This is a genomic window from Arthrobacter sp. 3Tela_A (assembly GCF_049311025.1).
Lineage (GTDB): Bacteria > Actinomycetota > Actinomycetes > Actinomycetales > Micrococcaceae > Arthrobacter_B.
This window is the reverse complement of the sequence record NZ_JAXIOM010000029.1, coordinates 1-17,859: the sequence shown is the minus strand read 5'-3', so window position 1 is coordinate 17,859 and position 17,859 is coordinate 1. Positions and strand designations below refer to the sequence as shown.

The window sequence follows — 17,859 nt, the reverse complement described above, 5'->3', positions numbered from 1 at the left end:
AATGGAAATCAACCTCACCATCAACGACGCCGATGTGAGCAGTGACGTCGAACCCCGTGTGCTGCTGGTCCACTATCTCCGTGAGCAGCTGGGCATGACAGGCACGCACTGGGGCTGCGACACCACCAACTGCGGCGCCTGCGTGGTCCTGATGGACGGTGAACCGGTGAAGTCCTGCACAGTCCTGGCTGTCATGGCAGACGGACACACGATCCGCACGGTTGAAGGCCTGGAAGTGGACGGCCGGCTTGATCCGGTGCAGCAGGGCTTTATGGCTGAACACGGACTCCAGTGCGGATTCTGCACACCCGGCATGATGCTGACCGCCAGGGCCCTCCTGGACCGGGATCCCGATCCGAAGCCGGACGAAATCCGCGAGGCCATCTCCGGACAGATCTGCCGGTGCACCGGCTACGCGACAATCGTCCGCTCCATCCGGTGGGCCGCTGAACACCCGGCCGCTTCTGCCCTCGGGGTGGATGAAGGTTCCGGCGAATTGACTACCAGCGGCAATTACGACGGCGAGTTCGCCAACGACGTCGATATCCGTGACATTCCCCAAACTGCCGAGCGCGTCACCTCTTCGGAGGAAGGAAGCACACCATGACCACCGTGGAACGCGAAGCGAACCCAGCCGCGGACAGTCCGGACCGCCCCATCGGCTTTGGCCGGATGCAGCGGAAGGAGGATCCGCGCTTCGTCCGGGGCAAGGGACGCTACGTCGACGACATCACCCTTCCCGGTATGCTGCACGGTGCGATCCTGCGCTCTCCCCTCGCCCACGCAAGGATCGTGTCCATCGATCCCTCCGAAGCGCTGGCTCACCCCAAAGTCCGGGCAGTGATCACCGGAGCCGACCTTGAAGGGCTGAACCTGGCCTGGGCCCCGACGCTCTCCGCGGACGTCCAGGCAGTGCTCGCCACTGACAAGGTCCGGTTCCAGGGCCAGGAGGTGGCCTTTGTTGTCGCCGAAGACCGGTACGCCGCCCGCGATGCACTGGAACTGATTGAAGTCGAATATGAGCAGCTCCCGGTGGTCATTGACGCCCGGCGTGCCCTGGATGAGGACGCCGCCGTAGTCCGGGACGAGATGCCCGGCCGAACCGATAACCACATCTTTGACTGGGAAGCAGGGGATGCTGCCGAGACCGATGCGGTGTTTGCCCGCGCAGATGTTGTGGTGGAGCAGGAGATCATTTATCCGCGCGTCCACCCGGCACCCATGGAGACCTGCGGAGCCATCGCGGACTTCGACCCGGTGGACGGCAAGCTCACCCTGTATGAGACCTCGCAGGCCCCGCATGCCCACCGGACAATTTTCGCCATGGTCGCCGGGATCCCTGAACACAAGATCCGGGTGATTTCACCGGATATCGGCGGCGGATTCGGCAACAAGGTGGGCATCTACCCCGGCTACATCCTGGCCGTGGTCGGTTCGATCGTCACCGGAAAACCGGTGAAGTGGATGGAGGACCGTTCAGAGAACCTCATGTCCACGTCCTTCGCCAGGGACTACATCATGCACGGCGGCATCGCCGCCACCGCAGACGGCAGGATCCTGGGACTGCGCACCAGTGTGCTGGCCGATCACGGCGCATTCAACGCCACCGCCCAGCCCACCAAGTACCCGGCCGGCTTCTTCCACATTTTCACCGGCAGCTACGATCTGGAGGCTGCGCACTGCAAGGTCACCGGTGTCTACACCAACAAGGCGCCCGGCGGAGTGGCTTATGCCTGCTCCTTCCGGGTGACGGAAGCCGTGTACCTGGTGGAACGGCTGGTGGACATCCTGGCCCAGCGGCTGGACATGGACCCGGCGGAACTCCGGCGCAAGAACTTCATCCAGCCGGACCAGTTCCCCTACGCCAACAAGACCGGATGGGAGTACGACTCCGGGAACTACGAGCCGGCCCTGGCCAAAGCGCTGGACATGGCCGGTTACGGGGAGCTCCGCCGCGAACAGGCAGCCAAGCGCGAACGCGGGGAGCTTATGGGCATAGGCATTGCCTTCTTCACCGAAACCGTCGGCGCAGGCCCACGGAAGCACATGGACATTGTGGGCCTTGGCATGGCAGACGGCGCCGAGCTGCGCGTTCACCCCACGGGCAAGGCCGTGGTCCGGCTGTCAGTTCAAAGCCAGGGACAGGGACATGAAACCACGTTTGCCCAGATTGTGGCCGAGGAACTGGGAATCCCGCCCGAAGACATCGATGTGGTGCACGGCGACACGGACCAGACCCCCTTCGGCCTGGGCACCTACGGCAGCCGCTCCACTCCGGTCAGCGGCGCAGCCGTCGCCCTGGTGTCCCGCAAGGTCCGGGAGAAGGCGCGGCTGATTGCCGCCGCCATGTTGGAGACCCGCCCGGAAGACCTGGAGTGGGAGAAGGGCCGCTGGTTCGTCAAAGGCGACCCGTCAGCCTCCAAAACAATGTCTGACATCGCGATGGCTGCCCACGGCACCATGGAGCTGCCCGACGGCGTCGACGGCAACCTGGATGCCGAAGTCACGTACGACCCGCCCAACCTGACCTTCCCCTTCGGCGCCTACATTTGCGTGGTGGATGTGGACCCCGGTACCGGGCGTGTGAAGGTACGCCGGTTCATCGCCGTCGACGACTGCGGCACCCGGATCAACCCGATGATCATCGAGGGACAGCTGCACGGAGGGCTTGCCGACGGTGTGGGCATGGCCTTGATGGAGTTCATTGAGTTCGACGCCGAAGGCAACAATCTGGGCGGATCGCTGATGGACTACCTCATTCCCACCGCCATGGAAGTGCCGGACTGGGAAAGCGGGCACACCGTCACCCCGTCGCCGCACCATCCAATCGGCGCCAAAGGCGTGGGCGAGTCAGCAACGGTGGGTTCCCCGCCGGCGATCGTAAACGCCGTCGTTGATGCCCTGGCGCCGTTCGGGATCACTCATATGGACATGCCCTGCACACCCGCCCGAGTCTGGGAGGCAATGCAGGGCCGGCCGCAGCCCCCGATCTGAGGATCCCAATGGAAACAATGCCAGCAGACCCGGAGGCCCGCGCCCGGAAGCTCCAGGAGCTTCGCCTTCCTTACGTGCGGGCCACGGTGGTGCGGGCTGAACGGCCCACCAGCGCCCGGCCCGGGGATACTGCCGTGCTGGACGCCGACGGCAGCCTGACGGGGTTTGTGGGCGGGAACTGTGTTCAGGGATCCGTGCGCCGGTACGGCCTGGAGGCTCTGACCGCCGGGGACCCGCTGCTCCTCCGCGTCCTGCCCGGTGAACCGGCCGCAGCGGCCGGCGAGGGTGCGGTTGAAGTCCGGAACCCGTGCCTGAGCGGAGGCGCCGTGGAGATTTTCCTGCAGCCGGTACTCCCGCCGCCCCACATGCTGGTGGTGGGAGAGACGCCCGTGGCCCGTGCCCTCGGTGAACTGGGCGCACCTCTTGGCCTGCAGGTCACCCTGCGCCCTCCCGGTGAAGCTGAACCGTCGGCAGGAGACGCAGCACTAGTGGTGGCTTCCCACGGCACGGGTGAAGAAACCGCTCTGGAAGCTGCGCTCCGGGCAGGGGTGCCGTACGTGGCACTGGTTGCCAGCCGCAAACGGGCTGCGGAGGTGCTGGCGTCCCTCGATGTCGAAGCGGACCAGCGCGGACGGGTCCATTCACCGGCCGGACTGGCTCTCGGCGCCCGGACGCCGGCGGAAACAGCGCTGTCCATCCTGGCTGAGTTCACGGCACTGCGCTCGCAGCAGGCGACTGCAGGCAGCGCAGGGAGTGCAGGCAGCGCAGGGAGTGCAGGCAGCGGAGAGAGCCATCCGGAGGCAGCTGAAAGCCCGGACTCCCCCGGTCAGGCGATTGACCCGGTCTGCGGGATGACGGTTGAGATCAGTGCTGCTGCTCCCCGCGCGGAGTCCGGGGGGATCACGTCATACTTCTGCTGTCCCGGTTGCCGGGCAGCCTTCCTGCGGGACCCGGACCGGTATGCAGCCGCTTCCTGACACCGCGGGCAGCCCTGCCGCCGGACCGTACCCCGACCCGGATGCCCTTGCCAAGGCCTTGGAAGAGCTCGATTACGTCACGGACCCGGGGCTCGCCACTGCGTTGTTCCTTGCCATGGGCCTTCCGCAGCCGATCCTGCTTGAAGGCGAGCCAGGTGTTGGCAAGACTGAAGCCGCCAAGGCACTGGCCCTCCTGCTGGACACTCCGCTCTACCGCCTGCAGTGCTACGAGGGAATCGACGCGGCAGAGGCACTCTACGAATGGAACTATCCCCGGCAGCTGCTGCGCATCCGGGTTGCCGAATCAGGCGGTGCCGGAGTCAGCGAGGAGGACCTGTACTCCCCCGAGTACCTGCTTCGCCGCCCCATCCTCCAGGCCCTGGAACATCCCGGGCCGCGGCCCGCTGTCCTCCTGCTTGATGAAATTGACCGGGCGGACGCTGAGTTTGAGGCGTTCACCTTCGAGCTCCTGGCCGAAGCAGCCCTGAGCATTCCGGAGCTGGGAACCATCCGCGCCCAATTCCCGCCCATCGTCATTCTGACTTCCAACCGCACCCGTGAACTGCACGATGCCCTGACGCGCCGGTGCCTCTACCACTGGATCGATTACCCCGCACCGGAGCGTGTCGCGGAAATCATCCGCCGGAGGGTCCCGGCGTCGTCCCGGCCGCTTGCCCTTGAGGCCGCCGAAGCGCTGCGCCGGGTGCGCAGTCTGGATCTGGCCAAACCACCCGGGATCGCCGAAGCAGTGGACTGGGTTTCCGCCCTGTCACTGCTGGACATTGAGCACCTCAGCGCCGCCAGCATCCAAGGCACGCTGGGTATGGTGCTGAAGAACCGCGAGGATCTGGAGGCCGTGGCTGCACATGGCCCTGCGTGGCTGGCGGGGTCCCCGTGACCGGCCCGGGACCGGGCGCGGCTGTCCTTGAAACGGCCGCTTTTTCTGCCGGGCTGGGCCACGCGCTGCGAAGGGCAGGTGTTGAAGTTCCGCCGGACAAGTCCGCGAATCTGGCCCGGGCACTTGCCCTGGTGCCGCCCTCCTCCCGCAGCCGCCTGTACTGGACCTGCCGCACCGTGCTGCTGCGGGGTGAAGAACAAATCCCGGTGTTCAACGCCGTGTTCTCTGCCCTCTTTGACGGGATGCTGGACCCTGCAGATACCCGCGGCGAGAAGAATGCCCCTCCGCCTGTGGGATCCGAACCTCGGGCCCGGACCGCACCGGAAACCGCCGCCGCCTTGCCTGGCGAACAGAAAGCATCGAGCCTCCAGACGGTCCTTCCCGGTTCCGGAGATGCGTCCGGACAGGACACAGATGCCGTCCTGCTGACTGCTTCTGCGGATGAGTCGCTGCATACCAGGAACTTCGCCGGGCTGACCCGGGAAGAACTGGCGGAGGTCAGTGCGCTGGCACGCAGGATTACGCTGGCCACCCCGCACAGGCTTACCCGCCGCTCACGCCGCAGTCCGCGGGGAGCACAGCTTGACCTGCGCCGTACCACCCGGTCCGGCCTGCGCTCCGGCGGTGCTGCCTACCGGCTTATCAGGGCAGAACGCACGACGGCGGCCCGCAGGCTGGTACTGCTCTGCGATGTGTCCGCCTCCATGTCAGCGCACACGCAGGTCTTCCTCTCCCTGATGCAGGGGGCTGTGGGGACCTCGAATGCGGAGGCCTTTGTGTTCTCCACGGGAATCTCAAGGCTCACCCGCCAGCTGGACGGCCGGAACGCAGACCAGGCGCTGGCAGCGGCCGCCGGCAGCACAGCGCACTGGGACAGCGGAACCCTGCTGGCGCGGTGCCTGCGGACGTTCCTGGATGCGTACGGACGGCGCGGCATGGCCCGGGGCGCCGTCGTCGTCGTCTTTTCTGACGGCTGGACCCAGGACAACCCGGAGGATGTACGCGCCCAGATGGCCCGGCTGCGTCGCCTGGCCTACCGGATTATCTGGGTGAACCCGCGGAAAGCAGCACCGGGTTATGAACCTTTTGCCGGCGGAATGGCAGCTGCGCTGCCGTTCTGCGACGCGTTTACCAGCGGCCACAGTTATGACTCGCTGGCAGAACTCCCTACAGCCCTAGCCGGCACGCACCATCACCCCAGGAGAACAGGATCTGCTCATGGACATTGACAGCACGTTCACAGTCGACGCCCCGCCCGCGGAAGTGTGGGAAGCCGTCATGGACTTCGAGTCGGTAGCCGGTTGTATTCCCGGCGCGCAGATCCTCAACAAACTCAACGATGACGCTTACCAGGTGGGTATGAAGGTCAAGCTCGGACCGGTTTCCCTGCAGTACCGCGGTCAGCTGGACGTGCTGGAACGCGACACGGCTGCGCGCCGGGCCGTCCTGCAGGGAAGCGCCAAGGAAGTCCGGGGCCAGGGAACTGCTCAGGCCACCGTGATCCTAAAACTGGAGGAAGCCGGAGGGGGAACCCAGGGACTGGTCAGCGCTGACATCGGGTTGTCCGGCAAAGCGGCGGCAATGGGCAAGGGTGTGATCGGCAGCGTCACAGAGCAGATGATGGCTGTGTTCGCCGAGAATCTCCAGGCCATGGTCAACGCCCGGTCTGCAGGATCCGGTCCTGCCGGCGATGCGCAGTCCGTTCCGGTTCCGGAGACTGTGTCCGGTGCCGCGCAGACGCCGGTTCCAGGCGGCCCGCACACCGGAGGGTTTTCCGGGGCAGCCGGCTCGGGGACAAGTGAGCCGGACCGCACGGACCTTCCTGCAACTCACCCGGGTCCGGCTGGCCGAACGGTCGGTGCAGGTACGGCGGGCCTGGGCGCGGTGGGTGTGAAGGACCGGGAAGAAACACCGGCCTCTCCGTCCCTGCCCCTGTCCGGCATACAACCTCCGAAACCGGCGGCGGAAGTTCAGGGACTCGACGGGCTGGCGCTGATGCGCGGTGTGGTGGGCGAGCAGCTGCGCCAGCCCGCCGTGCAGCTTTGGCTCTACAGCGCCGTCGCCTTCGCGGCCTACCATCTGGGCAGGCGTGCAGCACGCCGTTCCGCCTAAGCGCGGAACCTGCTGGCCATCGAACAAGGAGCAGCACCGTCATGAACGAGGTCCTGAGCACTCTGCTGGCTGAATGGGAAGCCGGCCGTACCGCTGCCCTGGCCACCGTAGTACGGACCATGGACTCTGCACCGCGGCCTCCGGGAGCACAGATGCTGGTGACTGCTTCAGGCAGCGTCGTCGGCTCGGTCTCCGGCGGGTGTGTGGAGGGTGCCGTGTACGAGCAGGCAATGGAGTGCATGGAAGGTGCCGGGCCGGTGCTTGCCCGCTACGGAGTCAGCGACGATGACGCTTTTGCCGTTGGCCTTACCTGCGGGGGCACTATTGAGGTCTTCATCGAAGCACTTCAACCCGGCGAATCTGCAGTGTTGGGCCCGGCTCTGCGGGGAGTAAGCGACGGTGACCCCGTGGGCATCGCAACCGTTATCGAGCACCCCGATGCCAGTCGACTGGGACGAAAACTCGCGATTCTTCCTTTGCAGACGGGCGGCTCGCTGGGCAGCCTGCGCGCCGACCAGGCAGTGGCGGACGACGCATTGGGCCTGCTGGCCGCCGGGCGCAGCGGCGTGCTGACCTACGGGCCTGAAGGAGAACGGCTGGATACGGGAATGAGCGTCTTCCTGAACGCCTTCGCACCGCTGCCCCGGATGCTGGTCTTTGGTGCCATCGACTTCGCTGCGGCGCTTTCCCGGCTGGGGAAATTCCTCGGCTATCACGTCACCGTCTGCGACGCGCGGCCCGTCTTTGCAACGCGGGCACGTTTCCCGGACGCGGATGAGGTGATTGCCGCGTGGCCGCACCTCTACTACCGGGACCAGCTTCTGGCGGGCAGAGTCGACGCCCATTCCGTGGTCTGTGTGCTGACCCATGATCCGAAGTTCGATGTGCCGCTCCTAGCCGAAGTCCTGGGTGGGCCGCCGGTTGCCTATGTGGGTGCCATGGGTTCCCGGCGAACGCACCGGGACCGAACCGAGCGCCTGCTCGACGCCGGGGTCAGTCCCGAAGCGCTGGCAGCGCTACGAAGCCCGATCGGGCTGGATCTGGGGGCGCGGACACCGGAGGAAACTGCCGTGTCGATCGCGGCAGAGTTCATTGGCGAAGCGTGGGGCGGGACCGGCGTTCCGCTAAGGCTGCTGGCTGAGCGGATTCACCATGACGCAGCTGGTCCGCTTACGGAAGCCGGACTTCAAATGCCAGGTCGCCGTGCCGGATCCCGTTAATCTGCAGCTGCAGCCGGTGTGTGCCCGCATAGTGGCGCCGGGTGGTCATCTGATGAAGGGCGTGCGAGCCGGACAGTGAGCGGGCTTCGCCCGGCTCCAGCTCAAGGACCGTCAGCTTGAAGACCGCCGGAGCCGTTCCGCCGTGTGCCTTGACGTAATCCACCACGTAGTCCACCGCCAGCCGCGCCGCGGCGGTCCCGGTGTTCCTGACCGCGAAGCTGAACTGGAGCTTTCCCGGAAGGGTGATGACGGGTGTCTGGGTGGAAAGGTCCCGGACTTCAACTTCCGCCGGAGCAAAACCAAGCAGTTCGAGAGCACCGGGGTGGGCTTTCTTGATGAGGGTCCGCAGACTGTGACGGACGAGCCGCGCCGTCGTGGGTGCCGGGTCCCCCAGCCAGCGGGCGGCCGTCTGCACGGTGACCTCGGGTGCATGGCGGGAGATGTCGTTCAGGTGGTTGGCTACCGACCGGCGCACGTCTTCACTGGGATCGTCACGGAGGGAGTTCAGGATGGGCAGGGTTGCTCCCGGGTTCTCCAGCAGCCAGGGCACACGGATCGCCCAGGGAAGGTAGGCCCGGGTTCCCTCGCTGGCCAGACGCCGAACCGGTGGATCGGCGTCCTGCGCCCCGGCCGGGCCGCGGGCCAGGGCCCGTACCGGATCCGCCGCCAGAAGCCGGCGGATGGCGAACTCACTGGTCAGGCGGGGCGTGAGTTCGGCGAGCAGGTCAAGGGCGTCGTCGAAATCCGCCGATCGTGAACCGGCCAGGGCCAGTGTGACGGCGGATTCGGTCACCGGCCACATCATCCACCCCTTGAACCCCTGGTCGGCGAGGGCAGTCCGGTAAGCGGCGGCCGCTTCGGAGTAGGCGGGGTATGCGCGGGTCAGTGCCCCGGCCAGAAGGTCAGTCCGGGCGCGCAGCGAAAGCGGCTCAAGCTGCGGCACCGCAGAGAGGAGGTCCGCGAGTCCGGGTGCAGGAGCGGCCGAGGTGAGGCTGCGGTGCAGTCCGGCAACTTCAGCCGGACCCAGCAAATTGTCCATGGCACCCATGCTTTCCCCCCCTGTCATCTGTGCCCGGAAATCCCCGGGTTCACAGATTACAGGTTCACATCGGTGTAACGGCCGCGCTCACCGGTGACGGTACGGGCCGGGGTATCCGCGGCCCCAAAGGAAGCGGTGTAGCTGTCCACTGCGGCCGCAGGTTCCCGGTGACCCGCGCCGTCGTACCGGGCGGTGTATCCGCAGCCGGCGGCAGGACGGACCGTGCCAGGACGGACCGCGGCAGCGTGCTGCATTCCGGAGCGGGGGCGGCCGAAGGCAGCCACGTAGTTGCCGCCAAGGGCCGCCCGGCGGGCCGGCACGGCGCGGGTCTCACGGGGCACATTGTGGTTGGTGCCGGTCTCCTGGTCCTGGATGGGAAGGGCTGTGGCGGTGGTCGTGGTCTCGAACATTGTTCTCCTGGAAGAAGGTGGGCAAGGCAGCCGGGCAGCACGGAGTGCGCCGGCGCTTTGGCGGCGTTGCAAAAAGTCGGGAGCAGCCGGCACGGAGCGGGGCTGCGGGAATGCACGGCTCCCTGCAGAGGAGGCCGGCATGGATGCTGATGCCGAACGGAAACCGTTCGGTGCTGGTCAAGACTCTAGCAGTTATTCTGAGTCATTCATAAAAAGGATGGTGTCGCCTTCGTCTCACTTATGACAGGGACTGTCACCTTTTGAATAACGACACGTTTTTGTTCGCTAATATGAACTCCAGCTTGCTTAGGCCAGCCTAACCAACCTAGACGTTACGATCGGAGTTCCGGTGTCCCGCCTTACCCCCGCACAGACCCATCCTTCCCGCCGAACACTCCTTGGGGGTGGACTGGGACTGCTGACGCTGGCTCTCGGAGCCTGTTCCTCCCGCGACACCGTTGCCGCCGGAGGCGCAGCACCCGCAAGCGGGACCGCTTCGTCCACCGGTTTCACCGTTACGGACATGCGCGGCCAGACCATCAGTTTCGACGCCCCGGTGCAGCGGATCGCCACTACCGTGATCCCTTCACCCTCGATGATCGCAGCGGTGGACGGCGGATATGACCGCATCGTCGGCATCAACGAATCAACCCTGCAGGCAAACAGGCAGGGACTCTTCGGGGAGATCTTCCCCGAGTCCAGGTCCACCACGACCATCTCCCCCTCGAGCTTCACCCCTAACATCGAAACCATTACCGAGCTCGCTCCCGACGTCGTCTTCCAGTGGGCAGACCAGGGAGACGGCCTGGTTGAACCGCTGGAGAACGCCGGCTTCAAGACCGTCTGTCTGCTATATGGCACGCAGGAGTACCTGGAAACCTGGGTCCACCTCTTCGCGGCGATTCTTGGCAAGCCGGAACGCGGAACAGAAATCACCGGCTGGATGCATACCGAACTGAAGCGGCTGCGCTCGGAACTGGCCGCTGCGGCGCCGGTCCGGGTGGTCCACCTCGGACAGTCCGGGGAGGGCTACTCGGCTTCCAACAAGGCCTCCTACATGCACTTCTGGATGGAGCTGGCCGGCGGCCGGAACATGGCGGCAGACAACGTCTCAGCAGAGAACACGGTCAGCGCGGAACAGCTGATCGAGTGGGATCCGGAAGTCATCACGCTTGGCGGCTTTGACGCGCGGACGCCGGCGGATGTGTATGCCGACGGCGCACTCGCGTCCGTCTCCGCAGTCCGGAACAAGCGGGTCTACAAGGCACCGCTCGGCGGCTACCGGTGGGAGGTCCCGTGTGCTGAATCGCCGCTGATGTGGCAGTGGGCCGCGGAGCTGTACCACCCTGAACTAACCAGCCACACCCTGCGGAACACCATGCGGGAGAAGATCAGCTACCTCTACAACTACGACGTCTCCGAAGCCCAGGTCGACGCTGCACTGAGGCTGGAGATGAACCGCGGCAGCCGCGGCTACGAAGTTTTCGAAGCGCAGCCGTGAGCCTGGTTAAGCACGCCCCCGCCACTCCCGGCGGGCGTTCCCCGCGCGCAAGGATGCTGCGCCGGCATCCGGTGGTCATCAGCCTGGTCCTGCTGCTGGCCGTTGCCGTGGGCTCCATGGCCGTGGGCCGCTACTGGGTTCCACCCAATGAGATCCTCCGCATTCTTGCCGGTGAGGCCGGATCGCTCCTGGGCAGCGAAAGTCTGCTGAGAAGAACGTGGACAGACCAGGAGGCCACCGTCATCCTGGACGTCCGGCTGCCGCGGGTCCTGCTCGCATTCCTGGTGGGCGGAGCACTGGCCCTCGGCGGCGCCTGCCTCCAGGCACTGTTCCGCAACCCCCTTGTCAGTCCGGACATCATTGGAGTCACGGCGGGAGCCTCCTTCGGCGGAGTCCTGGTGCTGACGCTGGGACTGTCCGGCGCCTGGATGGTCGGGGGCGCCTTTGGATTCGGCCTCGCAGCACTGGCCTTCGTCCTGTTCCTGGCCCGTTTGGGACAGGGCAGCCGGATGCTGATGATTGTGCTGGGCGGAATCGTGGTTGCGGCATTCTTCAATGCCCTCGTGTCCTTTATGACCTACATTGCCGATCCCTACTCTGAGCTCCCCTCGATCGTCCACTGGCTGCTGGGATCCATTGCGGCGGCCAGCTATGACAAGGTGCTCATTGCCCTGATCCCGGTCGGGATGGGTGCGGCGGTAATCATTGCCCTCCGATGGCGCCTGAACGTCCTGTCCCTTGGGGACGACGACGCCGCCGCCCTGGGCATCAGCCCCCACCGTTCACGGCTGGTGCTGCTGGGCGCCGTCGCACTGATGACAGCGGGCACGGTAGCCGTCGCGGGCGCCGTGGGCTGGGTGGGACTGGTTGTCCCGCACCTGGCGCGGATTTGGGTCGGCTCAGACCACCGGGTGCTGCTTCCGGTCTCCCTGCTGCTGGGCGGAACCTACCTGATCCTCATCGACACGCTAAGCCGGTCCATGACCAGCAGCGAGATCCCGCTGGGGATCCTGACCGCCATCATTGGTGCGCCGGTCTTTGTGGCACTGCTCGCCCGCACCCAGAAGAAGGCAGGAACAAATGGAAACTAAGCAAGCCGGCAATGCGGTACTTCTGGAAGCGCAGGGGCTGGGCTTCCGCTATTCAAGGCTTGGGCCATGGCTCTTCCGCGGCCTGGATTTCAGCCTTGAACGCGGGGAAGTCCTTTCCATCCTGGGGCCCAACGCCCGCGGGAAAACAACGCTGCTCAAGTGCCTGTCCGGGCTCCTGAAACCGGTGGAAGGGACGCTTCGCACCGGTCCGTCCGTGGGCTACGTCCCCCAGGATCACGGAAGCGGGCCGGACTTCACGGTTCAGGACATGGTACTTATGGGCTGCACGCGGCACCTGCGCCCCTATCAGGTCCCCCGCCCTGAAGACCGGGATGCCGCCGCACGGGCAATGGAACGCGTGGGTGCGGCGGGGTGGGCGGAACGGTGCTACTCGGAACTCTCAGGCGGTCAGCGGCAGCTCGTCCTGATCGCCCGCGCCCTGGCGTCCGGGTCCCAGCTGCTGGTACTCGACGAGCCTGCCTCCGCGCTTGATCTGCGTAACCAGTCCCGTGTGCTCACCGTCCTTGACTCGCTCGCAGCCGAGGGAATGGGCGTCATCATGACAACCCATCATCCAGACCATGCCCTCCACGTCTCCCGCAACGCCCTGCTGTTCGTCAACGGCCACGACACCCGCTGGGGGCCGGTGGACGAACTGCTGACCGGACCCGCTCTCTCCGATGTCTACGGACTGCCGATCTGCACACCCACCGTGGACACGGTCTCAGGCAACCGCACGATCGCGGTTCCGGACTTTGGCCCCTCCTGCAGGCGCAGCTGCGCTGCAAACCCCCGAAAGGAACTTTCATGAGAATCATTCGGCTCGCCGGATCAAACAGGATGCGCGGACTTGGTGACCCGGACTGGCGCGGCGCCATTGAGGACACCGACGCCTACCGGCTCGATGATCCCGCTGCACGCAGCACCATCCTCTCAGCAGGCGCCCTGATCATCAGCGGGGCCGCTGACCATGTACTCCTGCACCGGCACCGAAGCTACTTGACCGGATTCGTCCGCGACGGCGGCCGAGTCCTGGTTAACGGCCAGGTGGTGCTGCCATTCATTGACGGCCTGGCGCGGTGGCTGAAGCTGGACTACCGCAGCCCATGGGACCTGCGGCCGCACGCGCTGACACCCCACCCCGTGTGGGAGGGCGTGGATTACCGTGACCTGCATTTCCGCACCGGGGTTCCGGGTACGCACTCCTACGAGAGGCTGCAGGAAGTTGGCGTTGCCGGCTTCTACGGCCGGGGTTATTCCTCACCGCTGCCCGACGGCGCCGTCCCGGTAACCGGCATAGGTCCCAACTCGCTGCCCCTGGACTACGAATATCCGCTGGGAAGCGGCACCGTCCTGGTCCACGGCGGCCTGGACCTGGAGGGATTCGCAGACGAAAGGTACAGCAGTGCGCGGCTGGGACCGAACCTCGTTACCTGGCTCAGTTCAGGCTCCACCGCCGACACCCCCAAGGAAGCATCAGCATGAGAACAACACCACGCATTGGCCTGCTCCACGCCGGCACCTTCCCCGCCCTGCGCACACTGGAAGACCCCGCACTCCAGCCCTACCGGGTCGAAGGCATCTACCTTCCGGACGCAGACCCTGCCGGGCTCAGGGAGCTGGACGTCCTGATTGTGGGAGACCGGCTGCATCCCGGCGTACGCTCACGCTTTGAGCCGGCCATCCGCGAGGCGCTCCAGGACCCCGGAAAGACCATCGCAGTGCTGGGAGAAAACAGCGTCCAGGACTGGCTGCCCGGCGTTGGCTACTCATTCCGTCCTACCGTCTTTTGGGCCTGGCGGACCGGCACCGACACCGGCACACGCCTGCGCCTGCCGGAGGATCCGCTGTGGGAGTTCTTCACCCGGCGCGCTGTTGACTGGCACCACCACGGACTTCTCCACCCGCCGTCGGGCGCCCGGAGCCTGGTAACCATGGAGGAGGACGGCACGGACAGCGGAGCCCTGCTGTTCATCGATGAAGTGAACCAGCCCGCCCGCCTGCTGGTGACAACCATGGATCCGGTCTACCACCACGGTTCGGGTTTTATGCCCGGAGCCACCCAGCTGCTGTATTCGATCCTGCGCTGGGCCACCGCAGCCCATATCCAGTCCCTGGGTGTCCAAAGGAACCGGATGGGCTGACGGGACAGCATGCATTGAGGGGGCAGGACGGCGTACGGGGATAGGGCTGCAAGACAGCAACAGGCTGCAGCACCTGCGGCGATACAGTTGAAGACATGAGCAACACCCCCGCGCGGACCGGCAGGTCTGTCTTCTTCCTTATTCCGCTGGGCGCACTGGCAGGCATGGCACTGGCCATGCTGAACTTCCAGCTGAGCTATGCCTCCACGGTCCAAGCCGGTGAATTGACCAGCTACATCGTGTGGACCCTGATTGGCGGCGCGGTGCTGGGCGGGTCATTTGCCTGCCCCGCCTCCGCAGCTGCCTACATCAGTGCTGCTTCTGGAAAATCGGCGTGGTACTGCGCAGGCCTTGCGGGTGCAGCACTGGCCGTCTGCTGGCTGCTCTACGCCGCCGTCTCCGTTTCCGGAGGCACACCTGCAACGTGGCTGCTGCCGGCTGCAGCTGTTCTCACAACGGCGGCCGGCAGCTGTTTCGCCTGGCTGGTGGTGCGCCGGGCCGTTTGAGATTCTCAGGCGCTAGCCTCCGTAGGGTCCACCAATAAGGCGTACCAGCGCGCCGGTTGGTGAGGGAATTTCAGCGCCATGGGCAAACAGTATGCGGGCCGGCGCCAGTGATGCGATGCGTTCGAGGGACTCCTCGGCGCGCGAAGCATCCGAGGTGAAGGCCGCGGGGCTCCGGACAGCTTCGCCGTGATCCGTTGCGGCGGCGTCGCCGATAAAGAGTGTTCCGGTACCTTCATGGAAGATGCTGATGTGCCCCGGGGTGTGGCCCGGAGTAGCGAGGACCTGGAGGTCCTGCACGGAGTCACCTTCCTCCATGGCCCGCACTTTCCGCGGTGACCGGATGTCCGGTGAATCCGGACCGCCGGCATAGATGGACGCCAGCGGTGCCTGCTCGGCGATGGCAAACAGTGACCCGATGTGGTCCATATGCAGATGGGTCAGGACGATGTCCCGAACATCCGTGAAGGTGCCTCCAAGGGCTTCAACAGCGTCCGCAATGGCGTTAGCTGCGTCAGGCATTCCTGTGTCAATGACCACAATGCCGCCGGGTTGAGCCACGGCATAGCAGCGTACGTCCGAAATCACCGGTTCCGGGCCGGCAAGACCGGCTGGAATACTCATCTCGCGGACAACTTCCTCAATGGGCAGACGGGATGATCCGCTGCTTGATTCCTGGTCCACAACCGCTCTCCTTCGCCGGAATGCAGGGGTTTAAGCGTAGTCCTACTGCGGCGTCCGCGTCCCGGTGTAGCTCCAGAATTCTGCGTCGGGAGGCCAGGCCGCATACCTGCTGCCAGCGGGATGCGGATGTGGCACCCGGGGAAGAACTCGACAGCGTGCTGTTTACTAGCATGAGTGACCCAGCAAACACAACGGCAACACGGTGCCGTTACCGAATTGCAATCAAAAAGAGATTGCTGTTAGTGTCCTTGGCATGCCGCAGACCTGATGCGGCGCCCCGGGCTTGTTACCTAGCTCTGCCGCTTGGCCGGGGTCCCTTTTGCAATACGACGGCAGGGGCGGGGGAACCAATTTTTTGGGTCCTTTGAATCCTTGGGGTTAAGCCGACCGGATGAGACCGGCGGCCGGGTGACTCCCATCCGAACCCGACAGCTCACCTCGCAGGTATAGGGAGAGGTAATACCTTGTCTTCTAAGAATCGCGGACGTCATTGCGCAGAGTCCAGCATCTGGACCACCATCGCAAAAGCAGCACCCGGTAAGGCACGCACCGTCACCGGCACCGCAGCAGCGGTTGTAGCAGGCTCAGGCCTCATGTTCGGCATGGCAGCACCGGCCCAGGCCAGCGCAGTCATCAACGAGGCACCGGCACCCGCCGCGGCGGCAAGCGCCTTCGTTGCTCCGGCAGCCCAGCCCGCAGTTGCCCCCGTAGCCGAAACTCCGGCTCCGGCTGCAGCCGTAACCCACACCGTAGTTTCCGGTGACACCCTGAGCGAAATCTCCGCCGCCTACGGCGTGAGCCTGGACAGCGTCCTGGCCCTCAACGGCCTGTCGCTGGAATCCATCATCTACCCCGGTGACGTGATCACTGTTTCCGGTGAAGCCGCAGCAGCCGCGCCCGCTGCGGCAGCCCCGGCAGAGACCTACGTTCCGGCTGAAACCTACGTCGCTCCGGCCCCGGCCCCGGTCGCGGCTCCGGCCGCAGCCTCATACACCGATCCCGGTACGTACGCCGACTACAGCAGCAACATCACCACCCAGTCCGTCACCCCGGCACCTGCTGCAGCAGCTTCCGGCAGCGGCGCGATCATGCTGAGCTCCGCATACGCCCAGCTGGGCGCTGCACAGGACTGCACCATCCTCGTTGAGCAGGCACTCCGTGCGGCCGGCCACTCGGTTGGTGACCTTTCCCCGGCACAGCTGGCCGCCTACGGCACCCCGGTGTCCAACCCCCAGCCCGGTGACATGATCTACTACGCCAACGGCGGAGCAGGTGTCCCCCACATCGCCATCTACATCGGCGACGGCCAGGCCATCCACAGCGGAATGAACGGCAACCAGACCGTTATCGCCACTGCGAACCTCGGCTCCGGCCCCGTCTACTACCGCGCATAGTCCGCGTTGCTGCCCGACCGCCGGGGGGCGCGGCCCGGGGCAGGGTGCCTCTTCCGGATTCCGGGAGGGGCACCCTGCTTTAAGCGCCCCGCGGCGAACGTATCCGGGCCCTGCGGACAACCAGCTCCCACCCGGGCCGGGTACATCTGCCCCGAACGTGAAATAATGGAAACTGCCAGACTCGCGGCTGCCGGAACCTTCACCCATGTGCTGGTAACGTCTCCGCGCTTCCGTCACAGCGCTCAGCCGTTCCGGGCCTGCGGCGGGACGGACATCCCACAGTGTGCCCCGCCCATTCGGCCGCTAAGGATGCCGGGTCGGGAATCGACGCAGCCAGAGGTAAACACATTGACGTTTAACATCGGTCAAACCGTAGTCCACCCCCATCATGGCCCAGCCGCCATCCGCCGGCATGCCACCCGCAAAGTGCGCGGGGAAGACATGGAATACCTCGTCCTCGAGGTACATGCAAACAAACTGGAGGTCTGGGTCCCGCTTGCCAAGGCTGCCGAGGTAGGGCTTCGCCCGGTTCTTGACGGAGCCCAGCTGCAAAAACTCATGGAAGTCCTCAAGGCCGAGGCAGACACCGAAGAAACCCAGTGGTCGCGCCGGTTCAAGGAGAACACTGAACTGCTGGCCAGCGGGAGCATCACCGACGTCGCCCGGGTGGTCCGCAACCTCACGCTCCGGTCCCTTGATAAGGGACTCTCCCATGCCGAACGGGACATGCTGCGGCACGCCCGCCGTCCGCTTCTGACCGAAATTTCCCTGTCCCTGGGCGTCAGCGAGGATGAAGCATCCGCAGTGCTCGACGCCGTCTGGGCCGGGTCAGCGAGTTCTCTCGCCGAACCCGTCACCTAAGGGCCGGGCCCCCCCGGCCCCCCCCCCCCCC

General features: G+C 65.6%; 18 protein-coding genes and 1 riboswitch. Of the genes, 15 read left to right on the top strand and 3 right to left on the bottom strand.

The window, feature by feature from the left end; all coding sequences use genetic code 11:
- Position 1: 1 nt before the first annotated feature.
- Genes TVC13_RS10105 through TVC13_RS10075 form a run of 7 tightly spaced genes read left to right on the top strand, consistent with a single transcriptional unit; the run spans position 2 to position 8,201 of the window.
- Positions 2-607 (top strand): (2Fe-2S)-binding protein, encoded by a 606-nt coding sequence (locus TVC13_RS10105; protein ID WP_422401083.1) that lies wholly within the window; start codon positions 2-4, stop codon positions 605-607.
- Positions 604-2,994, top strand: coding sequence for an aerobic carbon-monoxide dehydrogenase large subunit (locus TVC13_RS10100; protein WP_422401082.1), 2,391 nt, complete (start codon positions 604-606; stop codon positions 2,992-2,994). The genes TVC13_RS10105 and TVC13_RS10100 overlap by 4 nt, the downstream gene beginning before the upstream one ends.
- 8 nt (positions 2,995-3,002) lie before the next feature.
- Positions 3,003-3,971: an XdhC family protein gene (locus tag TVC13_RS10095; protein ID WP_422401081.1), complete on the top strand. Its 969-nt coding sequence runs from the start codon at positions 3,003-3,005 to the stop codon at positions 3,969-3,971.
- A complete protein-coding gene (locus TVC13_RS10090) occupies positions 3,955-4,869 on the top strand; it encodes an AAA family ATPase (protein WP_422401080.1) in 915 nt (304 codons plus the stop codon). Before TVC13_RS10095 ends, TVC13_RS10090 begins: the two co-directional genes overlap by 17 nt.
- A complete protein-coding gene (locus TVC13_RS10085) occupies positions 4,866-6,098 on the top strand; it encodes a vWA domain-containing protein (protein WP_422401079.1) in 1,233 nt (410 codons plus the stop codon). Before TVC13_RS10090 ends, TVC13_RS10085 begins: the two co-directional genes overlap by 4 nt.
- A complete protein-coding gene (locus TVC13_RS10080; RefSeq protein ID WP_422401078.1) occupies positions 6,088-6,981 on the top strand; it encodes an SRPBCC family protein in 894 nt (297 codons plus the stop codon). The genes TVC13_RS10085 and TVC13_RS10080 overlap by 11 nt, the downstream gene beginning before the upstream one ends.
- Before the next feature lie 41 nt (positions 6,982-7,022).
- Positions 7,023-8,201: an XdhC family protein gene (locus TVC13_RS10075; RefSeq protein WP_422401077.1), complete on the top strand. Its 1,179-nt coding sequence runs from the start codon at positions 7,023-7,025 to the stop codon at positions 8,199-8,201.
- Here the strand turns inward: TVC13_RS10075 and TVC13_RS10070 are convergent.
- Entirely contained in the window at positions 8,152-9,240 is a 1,089-nt protein-coding gene (locus TVC13_RS10070; protein ID WP_422401076.1) for a DNA alkylation repair protein, read from the bottom strand. The genes TVC13_RS10075 and TVC13_RS10070 overlap by 50 nt on opposite strands.
- A gap of 56 nt (positions 9,241-9,296) precedes the next feature.
- Positions 9,297-9,650: a hypothetical protein gene (locus TVC13_RS10065; protein WP_422401075.1), complete on the bottom strand. Its 354-nt coding sequence runs from the start codon at positions 9,648-9,650 to the stop codon at positions 9,297-9,299.
- Positions 9,651-9,999: 349 nt separating this feature from the next.
- Between TVC13_RS10065 and TVC13_RS10060 the strand changes: the two genes are divergently transcribed.
- The 6 genes from TVC13_RS10060 to TVC13_RS10035 all read left to right on the top strand — a co-directional run bounded on the left by TVC13_RS10060 (position 10,000) and on the right by TVC13_RS10035 (position 14,892).
- Positions 10,000-11,151 (top strand): ABC transporter substrate-binding protein, encoded by a 1,152-nt coding sequence (locus TVC13_RS10060; protein WP_422401074.1) that lies wholly within the window; start codon positions 10,000-10,002, stop codon positions 11,149-11,151.
- The gene (locus TVC13_RS10055) at positions 11,148-12,242 is read left to right on the top strand and encodes a FecCD family ABC transporter permease (protein WP_422401073.1); all 1,095 of its coding nucleotides are present in this window, start codon (positions 11,148-11,150) and stop codon (positions 12,240-12,242) included. Before TVC13_RS10060 ends, TVC13_RS10055 begins: the two co-directional genes overlap by 4 nt.
- Positions 12,232-13,053, top strand: a complete 822-nt coding sequence (locus tag TVC13_RS10050) for an ABC transporter ATP-binding protein (RefSeq protein ID WP_422401072.1) — start codon at positions 12,232-12,234, stop codon at positions 13,051-13,053. Before TVC13_RS10055 ends, TVC13_RS10050 begins: the two co-directional genes overlap by 11 nt.
- On the top strand, positions 13,050-13,727 hold the full coding sequence (locus TVC13_RS10045; protein ID WP_422401071.1) for a hypothetical protein: 678 nt from the start codon (positions 13,050-13,052) through the stop codon (positions 13,725-13,727). Before TVC13_RS10050 ends, TVC13_RS10045 begins: the two co-directional genes overlap by 4 nt.
- Entirely contained in the window at positions 13,724-14,386 is a 663-nt protein-coding gene (locus TVC13_RS10040) for a hypothetical protein (protein ID WP_422401070.1), read from the top strand. Before TVC13_RS10045 ends, TVC13_RS10040 begins: the two co-directional genes overlap by 4 nt.
- Positions 14,387-14,481: 95 nt before the next feature.
- Positions 14,482-14,892 carry a hypothetical protein gene (locus TVC13_RS10035; protein ID WP_422401069.1) on the top strand — a complete coding sequence of 137 codons (411 nt, stop codon included), beginning with the start codon at positions 14,482-14,484 and terminating at the stop codon, positions 14,890-14,892.
- A 12-nt stretch (positions 14,893-14,904) separates the two neighbouring features.
- Here the strand turns inward: TVC13_RS10035 and TVC13_RS10030 are convergent, their stop codons facing one another.
- Positions 14,905-15,573 (bottom strand): MBL fold metallo-hydrolase, encoded by a 669-nt coding sequence (locus TVC13_RS10030; protein ID WP_422401068.1) that lies wholly within the window; start codon positions 15,571-15,573, stop codon positions 14,905-14,907.
- 295 nt (positions 15,574-15,868) lie between these two features.
- Positions 15,869-16,034, top strand: a riboswitch (cyclic di-AMP (ydaO/yuaA leader).
- Positions 16,035-16,037: 3 nt separating this feature from the next.
- On the opposite strand from TVC13_RS10030, the gene TVC13_RS10025 reads away from it, so the two are divergent.
- Both TVC13_RS10025 and TVC13_RS10020 read left to right on the top strand, forming a co-directional pair.
- A complete protein-coding gene (locus TVC13_RS10025; RefSeq protein ID WP_422401067.1) occupies positions 16,038-16,967 on the top strand; it encodes a LysM peptidoglycan-binding domain-containing protein in 930 nt (309 codons plus the stop codon).
- 165 nt (positions 16,968-17,132) lie between these two features.
- On the top strand, positions 17,133-17,828 hold the full coding sequence (locus tag TVC13_RS10020) for a CarD family transcriptional regulator (protein WP_422401066.1): 696 nt from the start codon (positions 17,133-17,135) through the stop codon (positions 17,826-17,828).
- The last annotated feature ends 31 nt before the right edge of the window (positions 17,829-17,859 follow it).

Bases quoted from the DNA above. Each gene is read 5' to 3' on its own strand.
- TVC13_RS10040 (WP_422401070.1), top strand. From the start codon at position 13,724: ATGAGAACAACACCACGCATTGGCCTGCTCCACGCCGGCACCTTCCCC.
- TVC13_RS10080 (WP_422401078.1), top strand. From the start codon at position 6,088: ATGGACATTGACAGCACGTTCACAGTCGACGCCCCGCCCGCGGAAGTG.
- TVC13_RS10050 (WP_422401072.1), top strand. From the start codon at position 12,232: ATGGAAACTAAGCAAGCCGGCAATGCGGTACTTCTGGAAGCGCAGGGG.
- TVC13_RS10100 (WP_422401082.1), top strand. From the start codon at position 604: ATGACCACCGTGGAACGCGAAGCGAACCCAGCCGCGGACAGTCCGGAC.
- TVC13_RS10065 (WP_422401075.1), bottom strand. From the start codon at position 9,650: ATGTTCGAGACCACGACCACCGCCACAGCCCTTCCCATCCAGGACCAG.
- TVC13_RS10095 (WP_422401081.1), top strand. From the start codon at position 3,003: ATGGAAACAATGCCAGCAGACCCGGAGGCCCGCGCCCGGAAGCTCCAG.
- TVC13_RS10045 (WP_422401071.1), top strand. From the start codon at position 13,050: ATGAGAATCATTCGGCTCGCCGGATCAAACAGGATGCGCGGACTTGGT.
- TVC13_RS10105 (WP_422401083.1), top strand. From the start codon at position 2: ATGGAAATCAACCTCACCATCAACGACGCCGATGTGAGCAGTGACGTC.
- TVC13_RS10075 (WP_422401077.1), top strand. From the start codon at position 7,023: ATGAACGAGGTCCTGAGCACTCTGCTGGCTGAATGGGAAGCCGGCCGT.
- TVC13_RS10070 (WP_422401076.1), bottom strand. From the start codon at position 9,240: ATGGACAATTTGCTGGGTCCGGCTGAAGTTGCCGGACTGCACCGCAGC.
- TVC13_RS10090 (WP_422401080.1), top strand. From the start codon at position 3,955: ATGCAGCCGCTTCCTGACACCGCGGGCAGCCCTGCCGCCGGACCGTAC.
- TVC13_RS10020 (WP_422401066.1), top strand. From the start codon at position 17,133: ATGGAAACTGCCAGACTCGCGGCTGCCGGAACCTTCACCCATGTGCTG.
- TVC13_RS10035 (WP_422401069.1), top strand. From the start codon at position 14,482: ATGAGCAACACCCCCGCGCGGACCGGCAGGTCTGTCTTCTTCCTTATT.